The following is a 23,562-nucleotide window of genomic DNA, read 5'->3' as shown; positions in this document are numbered from 1 at the left end:
CAACTAATAACTAATAATTTATTCCTTAATTTTTTGCAACCACTTGCGAGACACAAAATAAGCCTTCCGGCCGCTAATGCAGCCCCGCAGTTGAGCTAACAGCAAATCACTAGGGATAGAATCCGGTTGCCTTCGCAAAGAAGCAATTAGTTCAGGAATTTGTATGTACCACAGCCATGACAAGGCTAACATAGGTACGCTGAATTCTCTGTTGACCACAAACAGCCGCGTCCAGAAAGCGTAGACTCCGATTCCGTAGCCTTGGAGCGTTTTTTGCAATTCTTCCCAAGTGCGCCGATGGCGGTGCCAGCTCAAGGCTCTCGGATCGTAGACGATGCGGTAGCTCGCGCGCAAAATGCGGGCAAACAGTTCGCAGTCTTCGCCGCCGACAGTGGGCGTTCCCGCCCCCAAAGCCTCGTCAAACAAGCCGATAGAGTCGATCGAACTTTCCCGCAAAGCCATACTCGCCGAAACCCCCACAGGAGCGACAATCAGGGGGTTGCAGTGCGCCCCATCAAAAATTCGGCGCTCAAAGCCCCGCCCGTGGGGGCTGTAGCGCTCGAACCATTCTTGCGCTTCGGTTTCTAATTCCAAGGGCATCACCAGCCCCGTGACGCACATCACTCGCGGATCGCTAAAATTCCACAAGAGCGATCGCAGCCAGTTCTGATCGGGGGCAGCATCGTCATCTGTAAACGCTACGAATTCGTGTTTAGCTTCGCGTAAAGCTCGGTTGCGGGCAGCGCTGGAACCCAGTACCTCTTCGCGCACATAGCGGACTTGTGGGTAATTTTTGACGAGTTCCTTGGTAGCGTCCGTGGCCGGACAATTGTCAATAACTAAGTATTCCTGACCGTCGTCTGGGAGCTGCATCAACGCTTCTAGACAGCGGCGCAAATCTTCCGGGCGATCGCGCGTGCAAACTGCTACTGTGGCGATCGGCATTGCCTGCAAGGGCCCGCGTTCATCCCATGCGAGGGCATCGTAGAGCCAATTTTTCCAAAGGTTCTCGCCTGCAGCATTCATCAGTATTTCCTGCAATTGAGCTCGCTCAATGCGACCTCCGACTACCGAAAGTAGAGCTTGACCGATCGGTTTTCCGTGCAGTCGAATTAAAACCAAGGCTTTGCTGTAACGCTCCTCAACCGTAATTTCTGGCGGGAGTTGGGACATTTCCAGGTCAAGAATAGCTGTTGCCATTTTAGATTTTAGATTGCGAAAAAATCATATAAACTCCGTATATTACCGGATGTATTTTAGCGAAAATTGTTTTATGGGATAGGAACTTCTCCATGCCATACTTGCCTAGCCTCAATCGCGAATCAAACATAAAGCCTTATTTTTGTTATTGCTTTTATTTATTTTTACTTTCGATGACCCGCTGATGTCAAGTTTTTTCCAACAGAATATTTTTCGTCTAACACCTTCGCTCGTTGAGGCTGGTGTCAATTGCAGGTGTTATGGGCCGTCGGCACTCTCCCAAGTCTCGCCATTAATGCCACCTCTAAAAACCAGATTTTTTGATAAAACCCGGTTTGTGCGATCGAGCTCATTTCAGCTTTAATTGCGATCTGGTACTCTTCTCTTAAACCTACGCAACAATTAAACACTCTCGCAATTAAAACTTTCGCCAGTAGTAATTATTCTCTAACAATCCCAAGCCCTTTGTTAGAATAATGACGCCGCCCCTTAAAAAATATTTCTTTAAAATCTAAAATATACCTAATTGCGCCAAAACCAATAATATTATGTATGTCTTGTATTGGTCGTTTGAGCAAGAATGCCTCCTATACAAAACACTGTATGAGTTCAAGGCTCGACCCACATTAGCTATGTTTTTACCTACTTATTTAACAGACATAAATGAGCTGAGCGAGTCCAACCCATACCACGTGAAGTGAAGCAATATTATTCATTTAAAATATTTAATGATGACTATAAATACCGACATTTCAGCAGGTTAAATAAGTCAGTGTCGGCTTCATTCGTTAATAAACTAAACTCTATAAACTACTGGTCTCTATAGGTTGAAATTGCCAGAACGACGAGGCTCAGTCACTTATCTAGAATTTGTGCCAAGCGCAGCAGTCATTTGCTGACAACAGTCAAAAAACTGGAATCTAGCACAACTTCCATGATACTATTCGAGAACTACGATGTGATGTTTGACTTAAAACCAAGCTATTACATTCTGTTTAAGCCGCCACGGGTTAGCTGACAAACAACTCAAAAACCCCACCCCAAAAAATACCCAAATGATAAAAAAAACCGAAGATTACAGACTGGTTGTAGACTCATAGACCTGAGATTATTTCGGGCAAGTTAGTGGGATTTGTACAGGATAAATATCCTCCATTGTCGGGGGATTGATCTGGCTATGTTTGGGGTCAAACAAAAAAACACATCGTTTTTCGTTTTGTCCCCTAGTCAAGGAGCGGAGTAAAGAAACCTATTATGGGGGAGTCAGCCGATTTTAGGTTTGAGTTTTGAGACTTCGGCGAGACGTTGGGCGAGCCTTCGAGTTGCACTGAGTCGAACGATTTGAGATTTACTCCACAGATGAATCTGGAGCTTGAACAAGAGTCTAAAACTTTGGGCTGCGGGCAATTCCTGTCGGAAACTTGTATCCGTTTTTGGGCGGGGTCAAAAAGCCATTTAAACTCTCTCCTCCATAGCCACAAGGTTTGCTTAAAAGAATGTATCAAACTTTTACAAAGAAACCGAGCAAACTCATAAAGTCTCTGTCTGCCCGGACAAAAACAGTTAGCTAGCCCGACGCTGGTTCTCCGTTTTTCAGATTGGACTATACACCGCCCTCACACCCCTAAAAATGAAGATTTGTAAAGTTTTATCAAGATCTTTGGGCATCTGAATTAAAATCTTCTCATAAAAAAGACTAGCTTTTAGCAGGCGCAAATTGTGGAAAAAGATTTACAACTCAGAATATGAGATCGAGTTCGCTACTCTTACATGATCCAATAAAATGTAACTTTTGATGCAAGAACCAGTAGCCTGAACTTTGTCGAAGGTCGAAGGCCCGTCCGGCAAATGCCTTCGGAAAATCGCCTTCTTGGCGCTGCATCAAATCTTAAGTGCAATTACTTCCCTTTGACGGGAGCCGGAGCCTTCGAGCAAACATTTAGCTCCAGGGCTTACGCACCACAACTTTAGATAAACCTGGTTTTTTTACCGGGAGCGAGGGCGGCAACAAAGTGTTTTCGTCCATCAAATCCGGTTTCAGCGTCCGAGACTGAACTCGATCGAATGAATGCAGTCGCAACCCATGTTTAAAAGTGGCGATACTGCAAGTTGCGTGCAAAGCAGGGAGCTAACCGCAGTGATGGATCTCGATTGTTTACCTTACGGCGCAGGCCACGCACAGGAAGGGGTCTGTCTGCTAGTCCGAATGGGGCCGCACCGCATTTTACTCGACTGCGGTGTAGAGGATATTGCACCCCTGTCAGCGACACTAAATCGATCGCTGCCAGCCGATTTTGTGGTGTGTACCCACGCCCACTCTGACCATGCCAGAGGTTTGCTAGCACTCCATCAATCTTTCCCCCACTTGCCAATTTACGGCAGCGAAGTGACAGCGCGGCTGCTACCGCTCAACTGGCCAGAACTGGCTCAGCAGCCAGAGTCGCGGTTCTGTCAGGGACTGCCCTGGCACTCGCCCCTCGAAGTGCGCCCTGGACTGAGCGTGCAGTTGTTCCCGTCGGGCCATTTGCCCGGAGCGGCGACGGTGCTGCTCACTTATGCCGCCCCGCACCGCACCTACACAGTGGTTTACACCGGCGACTTTTTCCTGTCCAATTCTCGTTTGGTGGAAGGTTTGCCCCTGGGAGAACTCAGGGGCATGAAGCCGGATGTGTTAATTTTGGAAGGCAGTTACGGCACGGCGCGCCACCCTCACCGCCGGCAACTGGAAAATCAGTTAGCCGATCGCATCCACCGCGCCATCGCCGACGGGTACTCGGTACTGCTGCCCGCGCCCGCGCTCGGTTTGGGTCAAGAACTGCTGATGCTGCTCCGCAGCCACCACTACTTTACTGGCCGCGACTTGGATATTTGGGTGGACGGCACTGTTGCCGACGGGTGCGACGCTTATCTGGAACTGTTACCCCAATTTCCCACTGCCGTCCAAAATTTTGCTCTGCACCAACCTTTGTTTTGGGATGAAAGGGTGAAACCCCGCGTCCGCCGCCTGTCTGCGGAACAACGCCCCGGATTGGGTTCCACTCCCTGTATTGTGATTACTGACCAAATAGCTGATTTGGCTTTGTATGTTGCCGATCGCACAAATCCTTGGATTTTGCTCGCCCCTCAAAAACCCGGATATCCCGTCACCGACTGGCTGGCCAACAAGCCCGAATCTGGAGTCAGAAGCGTCGAAACTTATCTGCTAGCCGAACACAGCGACGGGCCGGGGACTACCCAGCTCATCCACAATTTGCGTCCCCAGCACGTAATTTTGCTCCACGGTTCCCCTGCATATTTGGCTGACTTGGCTAACTTGGACGAGCTGCGAAACCGCTACCAGTTGCACACTCCGGCGGCCGGAACACTGGTGGAATTGCCGATCGGGGAAATGTTTTTGCAGCCCGCTATCCCAGAAACTAACTATGAGGGAGAACTTAGCGAATTGGGTACAGAGGTAGCAATTAGCTTGCCGAGTCCGATTACAGCCGATCCTCGGTGGGCCAATTTTGCCGATACCGGTTTGGTAGAAGCGCGCTGGCAAGGCGAAGAACTGGTACTGCGCGGCATCTCCCAGCGGGAACTCCTTTTTCAAGGCAGCGCCGTTCAAGCCAACCTCGAATGCTGCGGCAATTGTCAGCACTACCGCAGCCAGCGCTGTTGGAACCAGTCCAGTGCTTTGTTTGGCTTTAAAGTTACCCCCGACGGTTACTGTCCCGTGTTTAAAGCGATACCGGAGTCGGAACTTTTCCTAGATGGCGAAACAGACGGCGAATAAGCTGTCGGGTACCTAGAAACCACCCGGCAGGCCAAGAAAACAAAAAAACAGTCCTAGACGCACCCAGACAAAAAACCCTGTTTCAGCAGGGCCAGGGTGTCGCGCATTGAATTTTTAAACTACTGTGTACTTAGGCTGTTGTCGCGTGGGCAGCATATCTCGCGATCAAGCTTAAATTTAAAGGCAAAATAGCTTATGTGGTCACAACCCAGAATAGGTGTGGCCTAAACCGGGTTTTTTGCATAATTTCTCCACAAAAAAGGGAGAAAAGTCGTTTTCTTTTCCCCCAAGTTTTCCTTGTGCCTCAAGCGCCAGCTCAAAACTATTCCAAATTCGAGTCCGGGTAGTGATTGCGAATTTGTTCGGCTTCGGGACAATCGTCAGAAACTAGGGGTTCGCAGTTAGTTCGGGATACCGAAGCCAACTTCTGGGACACAGCTCCAATACTTTCGAGACGCACCATTTCTTCCCAGGAGCTGATTTCGTCTTCTTCGTCGGTTTCGTAGCGCAGCGTGACTAGATCCCCTTCAATATCTAGGATACGAGCGCGCTCTATCCAACGTTGCTGATCTCGAAGAAAAATAGAAACCTCACGACCATCACAACAGAGTTGATAGATTTTGCGCTGTAGCATTTGTCAGTTCTCCTGCGCAGTGTAACTTGCTTAAAATATGGCCTGTTTACCGTAACGTACTTTGGGTTTTACATCGGAAGGCACAGCCGTGTGGACTGGCCAGTTTCACGTTTTCCGCAACTTTGGTACCGATGGGAGTTACCAAATTTGATTTTACCACCAAATCTATCTAGTACGCCATTTATCCAATTACAGGTTGTGTAGCCAGTGGCATCCCTCGTGAGAGACATTTGCCAGCAGAGATCGAAGCATTAGGACTTGACGACGGCACGCGATTAACAGCGACAATAACAACAGACTCTGCCTCAAAAATCTCGCTCTCTTTTGCCTCAAGTCCCGCAGAAATGTATTGTCTCGACGTTTGTTTTATCGCTCACTAACGCCTCTTGGCTCAATCTCAAATCTTAAATCTCAAAGCGAAAGCTTTAAAGCGACACTCAAACAGCGACAATAAAAACAGGCTCTGCCTCAAAAATCTCGCTCTTTTCTACCTCAACTTCCCCAGAAACCTTTTGTTTCGACGTTTGTTCTGACCCTGAGTACCCTCTGTGAACTCAATCTCAAATCTCAAATCTCAAATCTCAAATCAACAGACTGGAGTGTGATAAAAATCACTGACAGCAGGCAGCCCCTAAATGTAGAAAATGGTGGCGGCCAACAACTAGCTTCAAAACGGGCAGCGGAACCTGTGGCGGTTAAGCTAAAAGAATTGCGGTTCCGTTCAAAACAAATTGGAGTCATTGCTCGTTCGTATTAAGGAGGCTAATTGATGGTGTACGCAGAAAATTGGTCGCAGCCGTCTATCTTGGAGCTAGCGCGATCGGGCAACTTTCAAGCCCTGAATTACTGGATTGACAGCTTGCTGCGCCCCGAAGGGATTTATGCCCGCGTCGAACAGGCTCAGGCCGGCTGCGTCCAAATCCTCGTAGAATTCCAGCGCGAATTTGCGCCAGATAGTACATTACTCGGGAGCACTATCCGGGAAGGCTTAGTCAAATTTATTTGCCACCAACTCTGGAGACTTAACTCGCCAGCAGTAGAAGGAGTGCGAATTCACGCGCGCTTGGCTGGGGATGCAGACATTCTCTGGAAACAGTCAGTGCGAATTGTGACTCCAGCAAACCGCCAGCGGCGGCGTTACCGTTCCCTACCGATCGTCGATTGGGTTAAATTTAAAACGTATCGTTCTCTGCTGCTAGTGGGATCGGCACTTGCCTCATTTATTTTAGGGTGTTGGGTCAGTTACCACGAGGCTCTAACCATGCAGTTAGTATCTCCAGTATCCGGCTACCAGCAAGCTGCGGTAATGTCGGGGCCGCCTCCAAAACGTGCGGATACGGTGCAAGCGGCCTTAGAAGTGGTACCAGTAGTACAGCAAAAGCAAGTTGCTAATCCTTACGACCCAACAGTAACGCTGATGTTCGGAGGAAATGTGAATCTATCGGATGCGCTCGGAGCATCTGCTGCCAACGATCACCAATGGGCTTTCGCCAATATGGACGAGTATCGGCAAGCAGATGTGGCGATGGTTAACCTAGAAAACTCCCTGACTCGCTCTACATTGGGGTCTGGCAAAAAACAATTAAATTTTAAAGCCGATCCAGAAGCGGTGAAAGTATTAACAGCCGGAGGAGTGGATATTGTCAATCTGGCAAATAGCCGCGCTATGGATTACGAGGAACCGGGGCTGGTGGAGACGATGAATACTCTAGATAATAGTGGGATTCAACACCTGGGAGCCGGCAGAGATATTAAAGAAGCGAGGCGTCCAGATATTATTGAAGTTAAGGGTCAACGGATTGCCTACCTCAGTTATTACGATGCCGAGCTTAACGTCGCTGACCAAGGGAAAGCGGGCACTAACCCCCGCCGTAACAATCGCGTGGCCGAGGATATTCGAGCTATTAGGGGTCAGGTAGACTGGATTATTGTTAATTACCACTGGGGAGTCGAATTGGCAGATTATCCGGGGGACTGGCAGATTGATTTGGCTCGGTTCACGATCGACCAAGGAGCTGATTTGGTAGTGGGACACCATCCCCAGGTATTGCAAGGTGCAGAAATTTATAAGGGCCGCCCGATAGTTTACTCGCTGGGTAATTTTATATTCGGCGGGAATGCTCGCAGGGATTACGATACCGCAGTCCTGAAAGTATCGCTCAAAGACAGGAATATGAAGGTAGAGTTTCTGCCTGTGGAGGTGAAAAAGTTTCAGCCGAAGGTGGTGAAGGGAGCCGCAGCCGATCGCATCCTCAAACGCGTCGAGCAAATTTCTAGTATTTTCGATCGACCGATGGGATCTTCTGTAGTTCTCGATGCCATAGTCCAGCCAGGAGCGGCATCAAAAACTCCAAATTCTCCATTGCCAGGATCAGCAAAGAGTGGTACATACCAGCCCGGACGAGGTTCCGGGGGAACCTCGGGTGAAAGCAATCTGCCAAGCCCCGGACAACCCAAACCTACTTTGATTTTGCCGGCTTTGCCGGCTGCGCCCCAACAACCGGACAACTCCTCATTTTTCCCGAACGGGACAGGGCCTGCAATTGAATCAAACCCGCCTGCGAATCAAAATTTGCCGCCGCGCATCTACCCCACTCAACCTCAAAATCCCAGCCGGGAACCAGAGCCGTTTACAAAAGAGCCATTCATCAAAGAACCGTTTATTTCGCCCCCATCTCCCAGTCAAGGAGCAGTGCCGAGTCCCCAAAGCTATCTTCCCCCCAGGGCTGTATCTTTTGAAGTCGCACTCAAACAGCAGCCCACCTCAGCGATCGTTCCAGGTAGCAGCAGCAAACGCTCCAAGCATCGGCTCGCCCTGCCTCCTATAGCTGGGAGCATTGGTTAGCCGGCGGGGGTCGGAGTGAGGATGCAGGGGGAGGATAGGGGCGGTAATGGGTGGAACATCAACATACCAGCGACCAATTATTAATGACCGATTTACTGACAACCAATGATCAATGACCTACTACCGATGACAAATGTGTTTGCGATCGCGCTCAAGCAAAAGCAGTACAAAACCTATATCCTCTCCGACGAAACCGCTAACTCTACTCTAGAAGTTGTGCCGGAACGGGGCGGTATTGCCACTAGCTGGCTGGTTGAAGGCAAAGAAATCTTGTACTTGGACGCGGAACGGTTCGCCAATCCCGATCTGACTGTACGTGGCGGGATTCCCATCCTGTTTCCCATCTGCAGCAATCTCCCCGACAATACTTACACCCACAAGGGAGTGGAGCGTCAGCTCAAACAGCACGGCTTTGCTCGAGACTTGCCTTGGACAATAGGCGAACAAGTTACGGAGGGTTGCGCCGCTCTTACGCTAATTCTCGATAGCTGCGATAAGACGCTGGCTGTTTATCCCTTTGATTTCCAACTAGCCTTCACTTATCAGATTAAAGGCAATTCTTTGGAAATTTTTCAGCGATACACCAATCTGTCTGCAGAACCCATGCCGTTTTCTAGTGGTTTGCACCCCTACTTTTTGGCGACGGACAAATCTAAGCTGCGCTTTGATATTCCGGGGATGCAGTACAGAGATCAGAACACCCATCAAAAGGGTTACTTCACTGGGGTTTTTGACCCGACGTTGGATGAAATTGATGTTTCCTTTGACGAACTCACTGGTCTTGCTGCTACTGTCACTGACGCGGCGAGCGGCTTGCGGCTTACCCTCAGTTACAACTCCAGCTATGGGAAGTTGGTTTTCTGGATGGTGAAGGGCAAGGATTTTTACTGTTTGGAACCTTGGACTGCTCCTCGCAATGCCCTCAATACTGGCGAACACATGATTTATTTGCAGCCGGGAGCGACTTGCCAGATGCTGGTTCGCATGACTGCAAATTTTATTTAAAAAACACTTGCTATTTCAAATGAGGGGTGCTACTATTAGAAATTGTGTGCGGTAACAATGTTTTCGCGGGTCGCTAGCTCAGCGGTAGAGCATTCGGCTTTTAACCGATTGGTCTCGGGTTCAAATCCCGGGCGACCCATAAAAAATTTGTGAGCTAAAAATTTTGAGTTTTGAGTGGAATGCTCGGAACTCAAAATTTTGTTTTTTGAACTTTTAAGTAAATCTGGAAAGATAGTGCGCGATCGGTGGCAAATTGTCTTAATATTATCGTAAGAATTGAGCTTGTTCAAAATTCACTGCCCAAAAATCACAAATAATTAGGAGGAATATCTATGGCGCTTGTACCTATGCGATTGCTGCTCGACCACGCGGCTGAAAATGGTTACGGCCTACCGGCTTACAACGTCAACAACATGGAGCAAATCCAAGCGATCATGCGCGCTGCTGACGAAACCAACAGCCCTGTGATTCTGCAAGCTTCTCGCGGCGCTCGCTCCTACGCTGGCGAAAATTTCCTGCGCCACTTGATTTTGGCAGCAGTTGAAACCTATCCTCACATTCCCATTTCCATGCACCAAGACCACGGCAATGCCCCTGGCACTTGCTATTCTGCCATGCGCCAAGGTTTTACCAGCGTGATGATGGACGGTTCTCTGGAAGCTGATGCTAAGACTCCGGCTAGCTACGAGTACAATGTTCAAGTTACTCGCGATGTGGTGAATGTTGCTCATTCGATCGGCGTTAGCGTTGAAGGCGAACTGGGTTGCTTGGGTTCTCTGGAAACAGGAATGGGCGAAGCAGAAGACGGCCACGGCTTTGAAGGTGCGCTTTCTCACGATCAGTTGCTGACAGATCCTGAACAAGCTGTTGATTTCGTTGAGCAAACCGGCGTTGATGCTCTAGCAGTCGCGATCGGCACTTCTCACGGCGCTTACAAGTTCACTCGCAAGCCGACTGGCGAAATTTTGGCAATCAGTCGCATTGAAGAAATTCACCGCCGCTTGCCGAATACTCACTTGGTAATGCACGGTTCTTCTTCTGTTCCCCAAGAATTGCTGGAAATTATCAACAGCAACGGCGGTAAAATCCGCGAAACCTACGGCGTACCTGTGGAAGAAATCCAAAAGGGCATCAAGTGCGGCGTTCGCAAGATCAATATCGATACTGACAACCGTTTGGCGATTACCGCTGCGGTGCGCGAAGCTTTGTTTGCCAAGCCAGATGAGTTTGACCCCCGCCACTTCTTGAAGCCGTCGATCAAGTATATGCAGAAGGTTTGTAGCGATCGTTATAACTCTTTCGGTTGCGCTGGTCACGGTACAAAGATTAAGCAAGTGTCTTTGGACGATTTTGCAGCTAAGTATGCTAAGGGCGAACTGAGCTCTTCTGCTAAGAAGACTGTGGCTGTTTAAGAATTTTAGGTTTTAGATTTTAGATTTGTCTGAGGTCTAAAGTTAGGATTGCCGGGTAGCTGTGGAGTTGCCCGGTTTTTGTTTGTGCGATTTTATGTATTTAGTCACTCCGCGATTGAAATCGCTATTATACAAACTAAGTCTGCCTCTGCAGACTAATAGATATCAATTACACCGCAGAGGCGATCGCATATTGCCTCAGTACAGGTGAAATCGTGTAAAAATTTGCTTGTTGTTCTATCAAGGAGCGCCGCGATAGAGATTGCAGCGCATTTAGCAAATCGGAAGCCGGAATTATGTCATTTTCTAGTAATTTTGCCCGATCGATCGGCTGGCTTTCTTTGGCTAACAAGGAGATTACTTGTTTTTCTAGTTCGGATAGGCGATCGAACTGCTGCTGTAAAACATCTTTCAAATCTTCCGGCAACAATATAGTATCATTTGGTAATAACTCTGTCACGCCTCCACCCAAGTCTTGAATCAGATTCGCCACGCTTTTTAACCATAGGGGGTTGCCTTGGTAACGATGAATGAGTGCTTCACTGTTGTCGCTTTCTTCTAACCCATACTCTCTGAGTATTTCCCGTGCGGCGGCGATGCCTAAACCTTTGAGTTGTAAGGTACGAATAGAAGTATTTTGGCTTTTAACTTGAGTCACTTCTCTCGGTTGTTCCCAACCGATTAACAGAAAGCAGCTTTGATGGGATAATTTTTCTATTTGTTTGAATAAAGAGCGATAGTCTTCGGATTCTGGTTTATATTTTCCTGCCAATTTGCCGCTACAGAAAAGGTTGTGAACATCATCTAAGACTATTAAACAGCGATGGTTTTGTAAATACTTTATCAGCGGTAAGCGTTTTTGGTTTGTTGGGGATGAATCTTCTTTTTCGGAATGGGAAAAAAGCTGTATTAGGTTTGATTGAAATTTTTCTAGGGTGGGGAGTTCGTCTAGAGTGTACCAAACTGCGTACTCAAACTCGTGTTTGATTTGTTGTACGAGTTGTACTGCTAGGGTGGTTTTGCCGATACCGCTGATGCCGGTGAGGGTGATGAGGCGACAGCGTTGTTGTAGAATCCACGTGGTGAGGGTGTGGAGTTCGGGAGTGCGATCGAAGAAATCACCCAACTCCGGCATTTCGCTTAAATCTTGATGTAGAGTTTTGGTTTGTTTTGGGTTAGCTGTTTCCTGATTGGGTGGGTGCGAGTTTGGCAGATTTGGCGGGTGTCTAGCTTCTCCACAGATATTAAAACTACCGCTCACTACAACGTCTTGTGCAAAGTTTACAACATTAGAGTTTTGTAACCTCTCTATTGCTGAGCGAACATTCGATTTACTAACATCTTCTCCTAACTCCTGTGAAAGTATCTGCCATAATTCCGATCCGATTTCCCTGATGCGACTTTCAGAACAGTCAAAATCTGTTGCTATTTCTTTGTATGTCTCGCGTTGTAGAGTTCCCCGCAGTACCGCTGCTTGTAAATCGTCAAGATGCTGACCTGTTTTCTCGAAAACTATGCGATCGGCGACATTTAACATTTCTTTAAGATTCATCTGGCAGGGAGATGCGAGAATTTTGTGTATTGTAGCTCACAACTGCCAACATTTTCGTACATTTTCGTACATTGTTGTACAAGCTTAGATTAAAGTTAAAGTAAAAGCGAGGGAGAAGTGGTGGCAAAATAGAACATTTTTGGGCTAGACAAACCTTGAATTTATTAAGGATAATGGAACAAGTATTAAAAGGATAAATTAATTTATGAAGTGGGAAGATTTGGCCAGTAAAGCAGGTGAAGAAGTAGTAGAAAATGTAGTAGAAAAAAATCTGGGAATTAATGGAAATACAGTCAGAACAGTCAAAGCGGTTGCAGAAACTGGTGCTGCGGTAGGCGCGGCTGCGAGTGCTGCTACAGGATTGACTGTAGCAGCAACTTCAGGAGCAGGAATTACTTCTGGTCTAGCTGCGGCAGGTGGTGTGGTTGGTGGTGGTATGGCGGTCGCTCCTGCGGTATTAGCAGCAGGCCCAGCTTATCTTGGGGCAAAAATCATGAATGAAACTTTGTTCAAAGAGCAATCGAACTTGTCTCAGGAAGAGAATAAGGCTCGTGCAGCGGCAAGAACAGCTACAAACGTTGGGGTTGTTGCCGGTTTAGCTGGTGCTGGTGCTGTAACGGTAGCTGGCGATGCTTCTGGTGCTGCAATTATGGGAACCCTTGCGGGTATCGGTGGTGTTGTCGGGGGAGGCGCAATTGCTGGTACTGCCATAGTTGCTGCTGCACCTGTTGCTGCTGCGGCTGCTGTTGGATACGGAATATATAAACTGTGTGGAGGTAAAGGGTAAAGATAGTTAGTTCAGTTTGAATTGGTAGGTTGGGTTTCCTGTTGCAACCCAACCTTCATCAGCGTTTAGTCTGGCTTTAGTATTTCCTCGCACCTCGCAGCAAATATCAGAAAACTGCCAGCGATTGAAAAGGTAAGCTTGACTATCTATATGCAGCCAATATTACAGCGTTGGGTTATAGAACCCATTTGATATCTTTTTAGGCGGTGCCTAGTCGTTTAAGCATCAGCCGAATAAAACAAAGCTGGAGCTTGGCATTGGAACGAGCCAGTGTACGGTCAAAGTTTTTGATCAAGCTTTTACATCTTTCCACCCAAGCGTTCGACCTCTCAATCACCCATCTAGCGGCAACAGGCACAAATCCAGATTGTCATGAAAGCCTCTTTTTCGGCTTTCGATGGTTTGGCTGAGAGTTCAAATTGAATCTTAGTCATGATCTGGGGATAAATATCTTCCAAGGCTTGAGTAAGTTTTTCCGGGTGATAGCCGTTATCTAGTAAGATAGTGGTCTTAGGCAGCGAAGCCGGTTTAGATTTGAAATAATCGATGTTTTTCTCAAACATTTCAATCAACCCTTGGTCGTCAGATATGTTAGCTTTGGTGCAATGAGTGAAGAAGGGAAAGCCTAGGATATCCACTGCCAGATGTCTTTTGATGCCATTAGTGCATTTGTAGAAACAAAAACCTTTCGACTCAACACTAGCATTGCAAGTGTTTTTCACCGCTTGTGAGTCAACTATTATCAATGTCGTCCACTGTGGTTTTTTTTGACTTGTTCGCGCACCTTGCTATGTAATGTTGTCATGATCCGATCGAGTACACCATCCTCACACCAATTTTGGTAATGCCAGAAAACCGTGGAATATGGTGGTAGATCCCTGGGTAAGTCAGACCAATTACAACCATTCTTGAGTTGATAAAGTATACCATCGAGGATTTGTCGCTTTGTCCACACTGGCGGTCGAGTTTTTTTCTTTTGTGGTAATAATGGCTCGATAATTTCCCACTCTTTGTCGCTCACATCGCTGGAATAACCCATTTTCAGCCCTGACCTGCTTAAATTGCTCTCTATGTTGCTGATTTTACTCGATCACTAAAAAGATCTCAAATGGGTTCTATAGGTTCTGTTTCGTAGCTTTGGAGTATACGGATGTTTGGTTGGCTATCTGAACTATTTAATTGGTTTTTCAGACTATGGAATCGGTTGGATGATAAAACGAAAGGTAAAATTATAGAGGAAGTTGTCAAGTCATTTGAAAAGCTGCTTCGTTCTTTTTATGGTTCGTGGAAAAATCGGCCTCCCAAGTGAGAATAAGTGATGAGTAATTTTAAGGAACTTATGGATGAGATTGAGCAATCACCTACTCAATCAGTGATGAGTAATTTTAAGTAATTTATGGATGAGATTAAGCAATCACCTACTCAATCACTGCCAGAATCTGATTTAACTCTTCCATGCCTTCAAATGGCTTTAACAGCAGGAACTTTCCTTATGTTGACGCCCTTCTCATTTTCAAATAATGAAAAGCAAAAATTCTCAGAAGAAGTATCGAGCTTAATTCAGAATGAGTCTTTTTTATCTGACTTGAGTAATCAAATTGGTCAACCTTTGGAGCAGGAATCTGAAGATGACTTCGTGAAACGCGGTAGCAATAGGTTAAGAAAGATGCTTTATGAGAGATTTGGCATCAAAGGTTGAATGGATAAAATGTTCAGGCCTGTCGAAGTAGTCGCAGCATAACTTAGTGCCCTCGCCCATCTTGCCTATTCCGTTGACACTCGTGTTACCCAACTTCTTTTTCCAGTTACAATCTGATCCATTTCCACCATTTCAAAGGGCTATGGTTGCACTCCAGGCGTGAAGCGTAGCTATCCAATAGCGAATCGTCCCAGCAAAAAAAGGGCGATCGCCTACAGAAATATAAAATATTGCCTAACTGAGTGTTTGTAGCACCGAATTACTTGTAAGGTTGGCATCAACAGTAGCTAATTTTAACCCATAGTAAATGGCTGTGGCGGCAATAAATCGGTCTCCGGGGTCTTGATGGGGTAGTGAAATCTCGCGACTTAAAATGGCAATGGCGTGATTCATTTGGGCTTCACGAGTTTCCAGAGTTTTTAAAGCTAAGTTAACCCATGTAACTGGATCGGGCTGTAAAGATATCCTTCCTTTTTCTGCAAGAATGAGCGTCTCCCAAATGCTAATTGGACTCAGCCAAAGTTCAGTATTAGGATCGGCGATCGCGGTTTGAAGTTGAAGCGATAGGCGTTGATCGCCGAGTAAATACCAAAGCCAAATGTGGGTATCGAGTAAAAGTTTCATTCTAAAACTTCCCATAGTTCGGCGACAGGAGAAATTAAATCTCCTAATATTTCACCGCTGCCTTTCATTGTGCCAAACACGGGGCGTGGGGTTTGGGTAGTGGCAGGATAGATAATCACTAATGGTTTCCCTTCATGGATGATGGTGAGGGGAGTTTTGGTACGTTCGACCTCTATAAGTAGAGTCTGGAGGGTTTGAGGTAATTCAGTCGTGGTAATTTGTGCCATTTGTTCACCTTTGACAATCTTATTCTATTTCTACTATGATAATGCGAGGATTAGATGGAAAGCGATGCTTGAGTTAAAAAAAGAGCGATCGCCCCTCGCACCAAATACCAAACACTGCGATTATTGGACAGAGTGCGATCGCACATAATCATCATCGCTAATTCGCGATCGACCTTCCGCATAAATTCTCCCCAAAGCATCCGGCTGAGATTCGTTATCTGCATCCAAGCACACAGTAGCATTTTCGCCCAATTCCACCCCAGCCAACGTATAATTTCATTGTGTGGTTCGCCGTGATTTCTGAATCTTACCGATAAAGCCACATAAAATATTTTTTTATCTATTTAGTTAGCCATAAAAATTCAAGCAAACATAGCATCGCGGGGGCAAGTTTTGTCGCACTAAACTCGCTCCTAATATAAATATCTAACTAAATCATTCCCTTAAAACTTCTGCTTCTTCCTTCGCGTCCTTCGCGTCTTCGCGGTTCGTTTCTAACACAAATACCCAATCCAAGTCGGCAAAACCTCCGGCGAACCGTACCACTTCCCCGGAGAACGAGGCGAATGCCAAACCCCCTCCAACACCAGGTTTTCGGCCCCGTCCAAAACAGCAGCTTCCACCGGCGTAATTCCATCTCCCCAAGTTTCGCCCTTCCCCACAGTCAACTCGTAACTTTTATAAGCCAGCCAAGTTCCTAAACCGCGCTTGCCAAAAACAGCCTTCCCAGCAGCGCACACGTAGCGCACCTGCGGGTGAAAAGCCCCCGGATAGTGAATTTTGACAAAATCTAGATTTTTGCGCGTCCAGCGCTCTTGAGAGACGTGCGGCGTGCCTAAAGTGATTAAAGTATTCACACATGGGTGAGCTTCCCACAAACCCGCGTCCTCAAGCACGTCGCCGTGAATTGTGTAAGGCTTTTCGCCCAAATAGATGCGAGAAATCCAGCCGCCGGCGGAATGACCGACGAGATTGATCTGGGGAACGCCGTATTGCTGTAACATTTGTTTGACCGTACGATCGAGCTGTCGCAAAATTGGCACCATCGACCGCCCGCCAAAAGTCGGCAACCAATCTCCCTTGCCCAGAGGCACTGTTACTGTTGGGAAACCTCGATCAACCAGAGATTTTTCTAATTCGCGATAGTCGGAAGCAGCAGCAAAATATCCTGGTAAAATCACGGTTGGTAATGGCATTGTCAATTTTAGATTTTAGATTTTAGATTTTAGATTTTGCGGCCAGAGTGCTACGATCTGTTTTTCAAGTTCAAAGACGCTTGCCGAAGCATCCTTTGGATTACTAACATCTGCCGCTCGTTAAACCTTTTGCTTAGGGAATATCTACTTCTATGGCTCGCGAGCCGATTCAAACATGGTATTTTACCCTAGTTGTCGTTCACTTAGAAGACCGTTTTCTACTGGTACAAGAGCGCAAGTACGAGCAGCAGTGGTATCTCCCAGCAGGGCGAGTGGAAAAAGGGGAGACTTTGCTCGAAGCTGCTATGCGTAATACCCTTGAGGAAGCGGGCATTTCCATCATCATTGAGGGAATTCTCCGGGTAGAGCACACAGTGATGCCTAAGGGCAATGTGCGCCTCCGAGTCATTTTTGTGGCTCGTCCACAAGATAAGACGCCGCCCAAGAGTAAGCCGGATGAGCATACTTTGTGCGCGGGCTGGTATTCTCTCAAGGAATTAGACCAGTTGTCGTTGCGGGGAGAGGAAGTTCGAGAAATGTTTCAATATATGGCAAGCGGCGCTCCAATTTATCCCATCGACTTGCTCACCATCGAGGGAGCTCCTTTTAAAAATTACCGCTATCGCTGGTGAATCCATCGATTTGGGATTTTGGATTTGGGATTTTCGATTGAATAATTACTTCCACGGATGAATCCGGTTGTGTAACCGAATTGGAAACAGGGCTCGATCCGTTTGCTCGATCGTGTTTAATGAATTAGTTGGGCTTCAGACCCCGGAAAAAGACGGTATAGCAGCGGTGCAGTCTGTTTTTTAGGTCGCCCCAGTCCGGCCCGCCTGACGCCCGCTGACCATTCTCAACAATATCTGATAAACCGCGTATAGGATTCGGCCAAAGGCATTAAACAAGAAAAACAATGGTTTGAGCAATTAACAACGTCCTTACCCTATTGGCGACTGCTATACAAGCGTGGAACCAGGCAAAAACCGGGTTTCTACGCTTGAGTGCTTGATGTGAGGGTCGCGAAATCTCCCTAAAAGTTGATCGGGCAATTTCGATACCGACCGTGCTAAAATTATACCTTTGAATTCTCCAACAGCCACTTTTAAAATCACTCAAAAAAAATATCAATTAATAACTCTTAACTTCCAATTCCCAATTATCAATTCTCAATTACCAATTACCAATTCCCCATTCCCCATAGTCATGACTGACTCTTCCTCCCTAGCCAACACCCTTTCCGAACCGCTGCGCCAGCCTTTTTGGTGGGCAGCCCTAGCTTCTGTCAGCCTTCACGGAGTGCTCGGAGTAAGTGCCCCGACGATCTCAAAAATAATTTATGGTGGTGGAAATTCCTCAAAAAATATCCCCGGTTCCGTCGGGTTAGTAGAGCTAACTCCCGCAGAGGCCGGCCGCCTGCCACAAACCATACCACCGCGCCCGTCTAATACGCGATTTACGCCATTTTCGATCGCACCAGTTCCCCTTCGGCCAGCGCCAAAGTTAGCCCCGCCCTTGCCTCCCGCACCTGATACCATCAACTTGCCCGCCATGCCGCCGGGAATGCCCCCTCCTGGATTCTTTTCCCCTCTGCCTTCTTCCCCTCTCCCGCCCTTAACGGCCCCAACAGCCCCGCCACCTCCCAAAACTCCATCCCCAACAGTCAGAGCCCGCTCCCAGCCAACACCCACTTTCGTCCCACCCGTACCTCCCAGCGGTTTGCTTTTCCCACCCTTACCTGGTAATTTCGATCGCAATATCCCGCCACCGCCACCATCGCTGCCAGAAGCGCCCCAGCTTCCCGGTGGCTCGGAAGATGAAGCAGAGACGCTCAAAAAGCTCATAGCCAGTAGAGGCGGACTCCCACTATTTCCAGACGGAGCTCCAGTCTTTACCCCGGAATTCCCAATTGCCGGCAGGAATGTGGGACCCGATGGAGTACCAAAATTGACTCAAAAAGATCCCAATAAAAGGAATCTCATCGCAGAAACTCCCGAAGAAAGAATCAGGAGGCAACAATTTGAAGAGGGACAGCGACAGCTAGGACAGTCCGGCCAACCGGGTTCAAACTTACCCACCGACAGAGAGACACAGCTTGCGGCTGCAAATACCTATGTTGCTTTGTTTGAGAAATTCAAAAAGGCTTATCCTGACTTGGAAATGACGGGGCCGACTCCTGTGAATGTCCCTTATCCGGTAACCGCTTGCTCGCAAAAACTCCAAGGAACAGCAGTTTTTGGAGCAGTTGTCAGCCCTCAAGGCTTGCTCAAGGCAGAGCCTCAGCCGATCGTCCCCACGGGTTACGGTATTCTCGATAATGCGGCTAAAATTGCGATTATTAGCCCTTCCCTAACATTTGCCGCAGCCAGCACGCACAAGCTTTACCAACTGGCTGTCGAGTTTAAGTACGACGAAAAAGTTTGCAGTGGCATTCCTCTCACCCCAACCAGGCCCAACCCACCAGGCCAGCAGCAGCCAGCGCCCGCCCCGACAGCGCCCAGACCAACAGCCCAGCCGCCCTCCCCAGCGCCTACTGAAGTGAAACCGCAGTTTGAGAAGCCGCCGGCCCCCTCCACCAAACCGCAGCCCGGGGCCAAACCGTCGCCGCCCGCACCCAAGCCCGGGGCTCAACCGTCGCCCTCGCGTGAACCGAAACCAGCCGCGGAACAGTCGCCTTCTCCTCAACCGCACCCGGGTGAAAAGTCCCCGCAGCCGGAAGCTGCGCCTTCTCCTGCCGCCCAAGAGTCCCCGCAGCCGGAAGCTGCGCCTTCTCCTGCCGCCCAAGAGTCCCCGCAGCCGGAAGTGTCGCCATCGCCGGAAGCTGCGCCTTCTCCTGCCCCCGAAGTGTCGCCATCTCCGACCCCGGAAGTGTCGCCATCGCCGGAAGCTGCGCCTTCTCCTGCCGCTACCGAAAATTAATTGACCATGGGTAATTGGCAATCTGGTATGGGAATGGGTAATATCCAATCTGCTTGCTTCAATATTGTGAGTCTTGCTTAAAGAGTCGCATCCGCAAAAAACTGGATCAGTTTGATTATTTACCAGATGCAATAGAGAATGTCTTACGCTTGGTGTCCGATGCCGACGAAAGCGGTTGCTATACTTTTAGGGAATTAACGAATGAGAGATTTATCTTAAATTGAGCTTGAATATATCGATCGCTCCTGTTATTGGGAAAGCGATCGCTTATTCATCAAGCCCTAATTATTTACGCTCGATTTTTTAATGTAACGCTTGTACATTCCTCCACTCATTGCCTTTTCTCTCAAGTCCCATCGAAAGAAAAATACTGGACGAGGCGATCGCACCTGCGGAATGTGGGTTCCGCCTGTGGAGTCATATCAATTCCGGTTGCATCGGAATAGTCAAATCCAGTCAACAATCAACAATTACCGATGGAGGGTGCAACCGGATTTGATATCATTCATCTGCGTTAATCTGTATTTATCTGCCCTCATCTGCGGTAAAAAAAAGATAATTTATCGGACCGCAGATGACAAGGGATTGACGCTGATTCACGCAGATGCAGATCGGAGATATATGAATAATTCCGCTCCTAACAGATTTGATATCACTTGTTTAATATTTAATCTAAAATCTACAATTTACAATCTACTCACCCAAGTTCAAGATTCCCAATGGCGGTTGTGGAGTCAAATCTCAAATCTCAAATCTCAAATCTCAAATCTCAAGTCTCAAATCTACAATTGACGGACTTTCCTGGCTGGAATCTATCAAAAGAGGGAACTTTTTTAACCGCTCGTCGGTGGATAACCTCTATCTAGAGAACGGTTACGCCGATCGCTCTGATCGAGTAAAAATAGAATGTCATATCTCCTTTCTCCTTTTGTATTCTATGAAACTGAATTCTTTTACGAAACGGCTTTCGACTTTAGGACGCTTGATGGCTACAACTGTGCTTTGCGTGTCAGCGATGGCCTTCGTGTGGTCTGGTGCGTTCTTCTCGAACACCGCAGCAATGGCATCTCCTGCCGTAAACTTGATCGCAGCAGCAGATGCGGGCGATGGGGTTCAAGAAAAAGCCAGCAAAGATGCTGGACGAACCAAGAATTTCATCCGAGATACAGAAGAGAAGGTTAAGGAAACTGCCAAGACAAATGCTGCTAAAGTCGATCGAGCATCGGAAAATGGTAGTGTAGTAGAGCGCAAAGCTAAGAAAGATGCGGCCACAATTGAGAAAAGAGCATCGGAAGATTCAGCTCGGACTCAGAAAGCAGTAGATAATACCAAGAATGCTGTCGAGAGCGCTGTTGACAGCATCAAGGGTGTTTTTAGCAAGTAGACAATAAATAAGTAGGTAAGCGCAAAAAAACAATAATATCTTGCAGGGGCTTGTAGGGGCGGCTTTAGGGCTTATCTACAGTAAGGGCGAGTCGATCGTTGCAGAACCCGCCCTCTCCCCCAGTAATGTTTATTTGTACTTACTTACTTGAAACTGAAAGATTGAGGTACATTGACCAAGACCTCTAGAGGGTTGGTAGAACCGACCCCAAACCATGCTTTAAAATTGCCGCAAAAAGCGCAAGTCGCTAGCATAAACCCGGCGAATGTCGTCGATTTCATAAAGTACCATTGCGAACCGCTCGACCCCAAAACCGGCCGCAAACCCAGTATATTTTTCTGGATCTAAACCGACTCCTTTAAGAACATTAGGATCGACCGTTCCGCAGCCCAAAACTTCCAGCCATTTGCCGTTCCACTGCAAATCAACTTCGGCAGAAGGTTCCGTAAACGGAAAGTAACTCGTGCGGAAACGGATCGGCAAATCTTGCCCGAACATTTGCCGCAAAAATTCTTTAATTGTGCCTTTCAAGTCAGTAAATGTTAGACCTTCATCAATTGCTAAAAGCTCAATTTGGTGGAAGACTGCCGCGTGAGTAGCATCGACAGTATCGCGGCGGTAAACGCGGCCGGGAGAGACAATCCGAATCGGTGGTTTGTGCTGTTCCATGTAGCGAATTTGCACTGATGATGTCTGAGTCCGCAGCAAGTCGCCGCCTGGCAAGTAAAATGTATCTTGCATATCCCGCGCTGGGTGATCTGGCGGGGTGTTGAGCGCCTCGAAGTTGTAATAATCTGTTTCTATTTCCGGGCCGTTGGCGACGGTGTAGCCGAGGCCGACAAAGATATCGAGAGCGCGGTCTATGACGGCGTTTAAGGGGTGAATACGGCCTTGGGGACGAAAAATCCCCGGCATGGTGACATCAATGGTTTCTGAGGCTAATTTGGCTCCTATTTGGGCGGTTTGGAGGGCGGCGCGCTTCTCTTCTAAATCGGCTTGCAGAGCTTCTTTTACAGTATTGGCGATCGCACCTACTTTGGGCCGCTGGTCTGGCGACAGTTTGCCCATCATGCCTAAAATTTGAGAGAGTTGGCCTTTTTTGCCGAGGTAGCCGACGCGCAACTGTTCGAGTTGTTCGAGGGTATTGGCAGTGGCGATCGCACTTTTGGACTCTTGGCCGAGGGTTTCTAGTTGAGTTTCAATGTCGCTTAGCTGGACAGTCATTTTGATTTTAGATTTTTGATTTTAGATTTTAGATTGAGGGCGGTTTTGGGCCAAGTTGAGTTTAGCGCAATTTTGGCTCGACAGTATTGTTGATTTTATATTTTAGATTTTCGGTATTTACGGATAATTCGTAATAAGTAATGGGATGTTAGAGCGATCGCCCTAGTTAAATCTAGTTTACTATTGTTATAAGGCCTATAAAAATTTCAATGAAACTTTTAATTAGCAACGACGACGGCATCTTTGCACAAGGCATTCGTAGCCTCGCCAACGCTCTCGCCGCCGCTGGCCACGACGTGAGCGTAGTTTGTCCCGACAGAGAGCGCTCTGCTACCGGCCACGGCCTTACCCTGCACCAACCCATCCGCGCCGAAATTGTCGAATCTATTTTTGATCCCGCAGTCCAAGCTTGGGCCTGTTCGGGCACTCCCGCCGACTGCGTAAAACTTGCTTTGTGGGCTTTACTTGACAAACCTCCGGATTTTGTTCTTTCCGGTATCAACCACGGGCCCAATTTAGGCACGGATATCATCTGTTCGGGTACGGTTTCTGCTGCAATGGAAGGAATTATGGAAGGCATTCCCAGCATTGCTTTTAGCCTCGCCAGCTTTACTTCGCAGGAATTTGGGCCGGCGGTGGATTTCGCTGTCACCTTGCTGGCACAGTTGGAAAAACAGCCAATGCCGAAACCGGTACTGTTGAATGTCAACATACCTGCTGTGACACAAGCAGAAATTACCGGAGTTGCGATCGCCCGTCAAGGCATTCGCCGCTATTTCGACATATTTCAAAAGCGCACTGATCCGCGCGGCAAAACTTATTATTGGCTAGCTGGGGAATTGTTAGAAGATGTAGAAGAAGTCCATGATCCGGCAGTGCCGCATGATATTCCTACGGACGTACAAGCTATTCGCGACAATAAAATTACCGTTACTCCGCTGCAGTACAATCTCACCTGTGCTCCAGACTTGCACTCGTTGCGGGATTGGCAAGTTGAAGGTTTTCCCAAGCAGTGAGCTCCGATTGACCCGATCGGAGCGGTAAACTAAGAATTAAGGAAAAGTGCTTCTCAAGGTCTA

Annotated in this window: 22 protein-coding genes and 1 tRNA gene; 12 read left to right on the top strand and 11 right to left on the bottom strand. The window is 47.7% G+C overall.

Going from position 1 to position 23,562, the window contains the following annotated elements:
• Positions 1-18 precede the first annotated feature (18 nt).
• Positions 19-1,200, bottom strand: coding sequence for a glycosyltransferase (locus QT994_RS16525; protein WP_333176222.1), 1,182 nt, complete (start codon positions 1,198-1,200; stop codon positions 19-21).
• Between the two features lie 2,140 nt (positions 1,201-3,340).
• Here QT994_RS16525 and QT994_RS16520 point away from each other — a divergent pair.
• Positions 3,341-4,975, top strand: a complete 1,635-nt coding sequence (locus tag QT994_RS16520; protein ID WP_333176227.1) for an MBL fold metallo-hydrolase — start codon at positions 3,341-3,343, stop codon at positions 4,973-4,975.
• 322 nt (positions 4,976-5,297) lie between these two features.
• On the opposite strand, the gene QT994_RS16515 is transcribed toward QT994_RS16520, so the two are convergent.
• The gene (locus tag QT994_RS16515) at positions 5,298-5,609 is read right to left on the bottom strand and encodes a DUF6679 family protein (protein ID WP_006633466.1); all 312 of its coding nucleotides are present in this window, start codon (positions 5,607-5,609) and stop codon (positions 5,298-5,300) included.
• A 601-nt stretch (positions 5,610-6,210) separates the two neighbouring features.
• Here QT994_RS16515 and QT994_RS16510 point away from each other — a divergent pair.
• The 5 genes from QT994_RS16510 (at position 6,211) to fba (ending at position 10,871) form a co-directional block, all read left to right on the top strand.
• The gene (locus QT994_RS16510; protein WP_333176220.1) at positions 6,211-6,366 is read left to right on the top strand and encodes a hypothetical protein; all 156 of its coding nucleotides are present in this window, start codon (positions 6,211-6,213) and stop codon (positions 6,364-6,366) included.
• A 12-nt stretch (positions 6,367-6,378) separates the two neighbouring features.
• The gene (locus tag QT994_RS16505; RefSeq protein WP_333176218.1) at positions 6,379-8,454 is read left to right on the top strand and encodes a CapA family protein; all 2,076 of its coding nucleotides are present in this window, start codon (positions 6,379-6,381) and stop codon (positions 8,452-8,454) included.
• Positions 8,455-8,589: 135 nt separating this feature from the next.
• Positions 8,590-9,459: an aldose epimerase family protein gene (locus tag QT994_RS16500; RefSeq protein ID WP_445243916.1), complete on the top strand. Its 870-nt coding sequence runs from the start codon at positions 8,590-8,592 to the stop codon at positions 9,457-9,459.
• 67 nt (positions 9,460-9,526) lie between these two features.
• Positions 9,527-9,598, top strand: a tRNA-Lys gene (locus tag QT994_RS16495).
• A 193-nt stretch (positions 9,599-9,791) separates the two neighbouring features.
• Positions 9,792-10,871: a class II fructose-bisphosphate aldolase gene (fba, locus tag QT994_RS16490; RefSeq protein ID WP_006633469.1), complete on the top strand. Its 1,080-nt coding sequence runs from the start codon at positions 9,792-9,794 to the stop codon at positions 10,869-10,871.
• Positions 10,872-11,040: 169 nt separating this feature from the next.
• Here the strand turns inward: fba and QT994_RS16485 are convergent, their stop codons facing one another.
• Positions 11,041-12,423 (bottom strand): NB-ARC domain-containing protein, encoded by a 1,383-nt coding sequence (locus tag QT994_RS16485; protein WP_333176216.1) that lies wholly within the window; start codon positions 12,421-12,423, stop codon positions 11,041-11,043.
• A 205-nt stretch (positions 12,424-12,628) separates the two neighbouring features.
• Between QT994_RS16485 and QT994_RS16480 the strand changes: the two genes are divergently transcribed.
• On the top strand, positions 12,629-13,210 hold the full coding sequence (locus tag QT994_RS16480) for an RNA polymerase subunit sigma-24 (RefSeq protein ID WP_333176214.1): 582 nt from the start codon (positions 12,629-12,631) through the stop codon (positions 13,208-13,210).
• A 341-nt stretch (positions 13,211-13,551) separates the two neighbouring features.
• Here QT994_RS16480 and QT994_RS16475 read toward each other — a convergent pair whose 3' ends face one another.
• Positions 13,552-13,932 carry an IS5/IS1182 family transposase gene (locus tag QT994_RS16475; RefSeq protein WP_333176212.1) on the bottom strand — a complete coding sequence of 127 codons (381 nt, stop codon included), beginning with the start codon at positions 13,930-13,932 and terminating at the stop codon, positions 13,552-13,554.
• A gap of 20 nt (positions 13,933-13,952) precedes the next feature.
• A complete protein-coding gene (locus QT994_RS27870) occupies positions 13,953-14,249 on the bottom strand; it encodes a transposase (protein ID WP_377473312.1) in 297 nt (98 codons plus the stop codon).
• A 357-nt stretch (positions 14,250-14,606) separates the two neighbouring features.
• Here QT994_RS27870 and QT994_RS16470 point away from each other — a divergent pair, with 357 nt between their 5' ends.
• Positions 14,607-14,909 (top strand): hypothetical protein, encoded by a 303-nt coding sequence (locus QT994_RS16470; protein ID WP_333176210.1) that lies wholly within the window; start codon positions 14,607-14,609, stop codon positions 14,907-14,909.
• 234 nt (positions 14,910-15,143) lie between these two features.
• Here the strand turns inward: QT994_RS16470 and QT994_RS16465 are convergent, their stop codons facing one another.
• The 4 genes from QT994_RS16465 to QT994_RS16450 form a co-directional block, all read right to left on the bottom strand.
• The gene (locus tag QT994_RS16465; protein ID WP_333176208.1) at positions 15,144-15,533 is read right to left on the bottom strand and encodes a PIN domain-containing protein; all 390 of its coding nucleotides are present in this window, start codon (positions 15,531-15,533) and stop codon (positions 15,144-15,146) included.
• On the bottom strand, positions 15,530-15,760 hold the full coding sequence (locus tag QT994_RS16460) for a type II toxin-antitoxin system Phd/YefM family antitoxin (protein ID WP_333047788.1): 231 nt from the start codon (positions 15,758-15,760) through the stop codon (positions 15,530-15,532). The genes QT994_RS16465 and QT994_RS16460 overlap by 4 nt, the downstream gene beginning before the upstream one ends.
• Positions 15,761-15,810: 50 nt before the next feature.
• Positions 15,811-16,083 carry a hypothetical protein gene (locus QT994_RS16455; protein ID WP_333176206.1) on the bottom strand — a complete coding sequence of 91 codons (273 nt, stop codon included), beginning with the start codon at positions 16,081-16,083 and terminating at the stop codon, positions 15,811-15,813.
• A 171-nt stretch (positions 16,084-16,254) separates the two neighbouring features.
• Entirely contained in the window at positions 16,255-16,956 is a 702-nt protein-coding gene (locus QT994_RS16450) for an alpha/beta fold hydrolase (RefSeq protein WP_333176204.1), read from the bottom strand.
• A gap of 152 nt (positions 16,957-17,108) precedes the next feature.
• On the opposite strand from QT994_RS16450, the gene QT994_RS16445 reads away from it, so the two are divergent.
• Complete coding sequence (locus QT994_RS16445) at positions 17,109-17,588, top strand: NUDIX domain-containing protein (RefSeq protein ID WP_190662957.1); 480 nt, start codon at positions 17,109-17,111, stop codon at positions 17,586-17,588.
• A gap of 705 nt (positions 17,589-18,293) precedes the next feature.
• On the opposite strand, the gene QT994_RS16440 is transcribed toward QT994_RS16445, so the two are convergent.
• Entirely contained in the window at positions 18,294-18,800 is a 507-nt protein-coding gene (locus tag QT994_RS16440; protein ID WP_333176200.1) for a hypothetical protein, read from the bottom strand.
• Positions 18,801-18,903: 103 nt separating this feature from the next.
• Between QT994_RS16440 and QT994_RS16435 the strand changes: the two genes are divergently transcribed.
• Together QT994_RS16435 and QT994_RS16430 are read left to right on the top strand one after the other, a co-directional pair.
• Positions 18,904-19,875 (top strand): hypothetical protein, encoded by a 972-nt coding sequence (locus QT994_RS16435; RefSeq protein ID WP_333176199.1) that lies wholly within the window; start codon positions 18,904-18,906, stop codon positions 19,873-19,875.
• A 937-nt stretch (positions 19,876-20,812) separates the two neighbouring features.
• Positions 20,813-21,259: a hypothetical protein gene (locus tag QT994_RS16430; protein WP_333176196.1), complete on the top strand. Its 447-nt coding sequence runs from the start codon at positions 20,813-20,815 to the stop codon at positions 21,257-21,259.
• Between the two features lie 219 nt (positions 21,260-21,478).
• Here QT994_RS16430 and pheS read toward each other — a convergent pair whose 3' ends face one another.
• Positions 21,479-22,483, bottom strand: coding sequence for a phenylalanine--tRNA ligase subunit alpha (pheS, locus tag QT994_RS16425; protein WP_333176194.1), 1,005 nt, complete (start codon positions 22,481-22,483; stop codon positions 21,479-21,481).
• A 209-nt stretch (positions 22,484-22,692) separates the two neighbouring features.
• Between pheS and surE the strand changes: the two genes are divergently transcribed.
• The gene (surE, locus tag QT994_RS16420; protein ID WP_333047779.1) at positions 22,693-23,499 is read left to right on the top strand and encodes a 5'/3'-nucleotidase SurE; all 807 of its coding nucleotides are present in this window, start codon (positions 22,693-22,695) and stop codon (positions 23,497-23,499) included.
• The last annotated feature ends 63 nt before the right edge of the window (positions 23,500-23,562 follow it).

Origin of the sequence: Microcoleus sp. S13_B4 (assembly GCF_036700885.1) — a bacterium.
Taxonomy (GTDB): Bacteria; Cyanobacteriota; Cyanobacteriia; order Cyanobacteriales; family Microcoleaceae; genus Microcoleus.
The sequence above is the reverse complement of the archived record's forward strand: the minus strand, read 5'-3'. Positions and strand labels throughout refer to the sequence as shown.

Bases quoted from the DNA above. Each gene is read 5' to 3' on its own strand.
- QT994_RS16515 (WP_006633466.1), bottom strand. From the start codon at position 5,609: ATGCTACAGCGCAAAATCTATCAACTCTGTTGTGATGGTCGTGAGGTT.
- QT994_RS27870 (WP_377473312.1), bottom strand. From the start codon at position 14,249: ATGGGTTATTCCAGCGATGTGAGCGACAAAGAGTGGGAAATTATCGAG.
- QT994_RS16470 (WP_333176210.1), top strand. From the start codon at position 14,607: ATGGATGAGATTAAGCAATCACCTACTCAATCACTGCCAGAATCTGAT.
- QT994_RS16430 (WP_333176196.1), top strand. From the start codon at position 20,813: ATGAAACTGAATTCTTTTACGAAACGGCTTTCGACTTTAGGACGCTTG.
- QT994_RS16460 (WP_333047788.1), bottom strand. From the start codon at position 15,760: ATGGCACAAATTACCACGACTGAATTACCTCAAACCCTCCAGACTCTA.
- pheS (WP_333176194.1), bottom strand. From the start codon at position 22,483: ATGACTGTCCAGCTAAGCGACATTGAAACTCAACTAGAAACCCTCGGC.
- fba (WP_006633469.1), top strand. From the start codon at position 9,792: ATGGCGCTTGTACCTATGCGATTGCTGCTCGACCACGCGGCTGAAAAT.
- QT994_RS16465 (WP_333176208.1), bottom strand. From the start codon at position 15,533: ATGAAACTTTTACTCGATACCCACATTTGGCTTTGGTATTTACTCGGC.
- QT994_RS16485 (WP_333176216.1), bottom strand. From the start codon at position 12,423: ATGAATCTTAAAGAAATGTTAAATGTCGCCGATCGCATAGTTTTCGAG.
- QT994_RS16480 (WP_333176214.1), top strand. From the start codon at position 12,629: ATGAAGTGGGAAGATTTGGCCAGTAAAGCAGGTGAAGAAGTAGTAGAA.
- surE (WP_333047779.1), top strand. From the start codon at position 22,693: ATGAAACTTTTAATTAGCAACGACGACGGCATCTTTGCACAAGGCATT.
- QT994_RS16450 (WP_333176204.1), bottom strand. From the start codon at position 16,956: ATGCCATTACCAACCGTGATTTTACCAGGATATTTTGCTGCTGCTTCC.
- QT994_RS16520 (WP_333176227.1), top strand. From the start codon at position 3,341: ATGGATCTCGATTGTTTACCTTACGGCGCAGGCCACGCACAGGAAGGG.
- QT994_RS16440 (WP_333176200.1), bottom strand. From the start codon at position 18,800: ATGAGCTTTTTGAGCGTCTCTGCTTCATCTTCCGAGCCACCGGGAAGC.
- QT994_RS16445 (WP_190662957.1), top strand. From the start codon at position 17,109: ATGGCTCGCGAGCCGATTCAAACATGGTATTTTACCCTAGTTGTCGTT.
- QT994_RS16525 (WP_333176222.1), bottom strand. From the start codon at position 1,200: ATGGCAACAGCTATTCTTGACCTGGAAATGTCCCAACTCCCGCCAGAA.
- QT994_RS16505 (WP_333176218.1), top strand. From the start codon at position 6,379: ATGGTGTACGCAGAAAATTGGTCGCAGCCGTCTATCTTGGAGCTAGCG.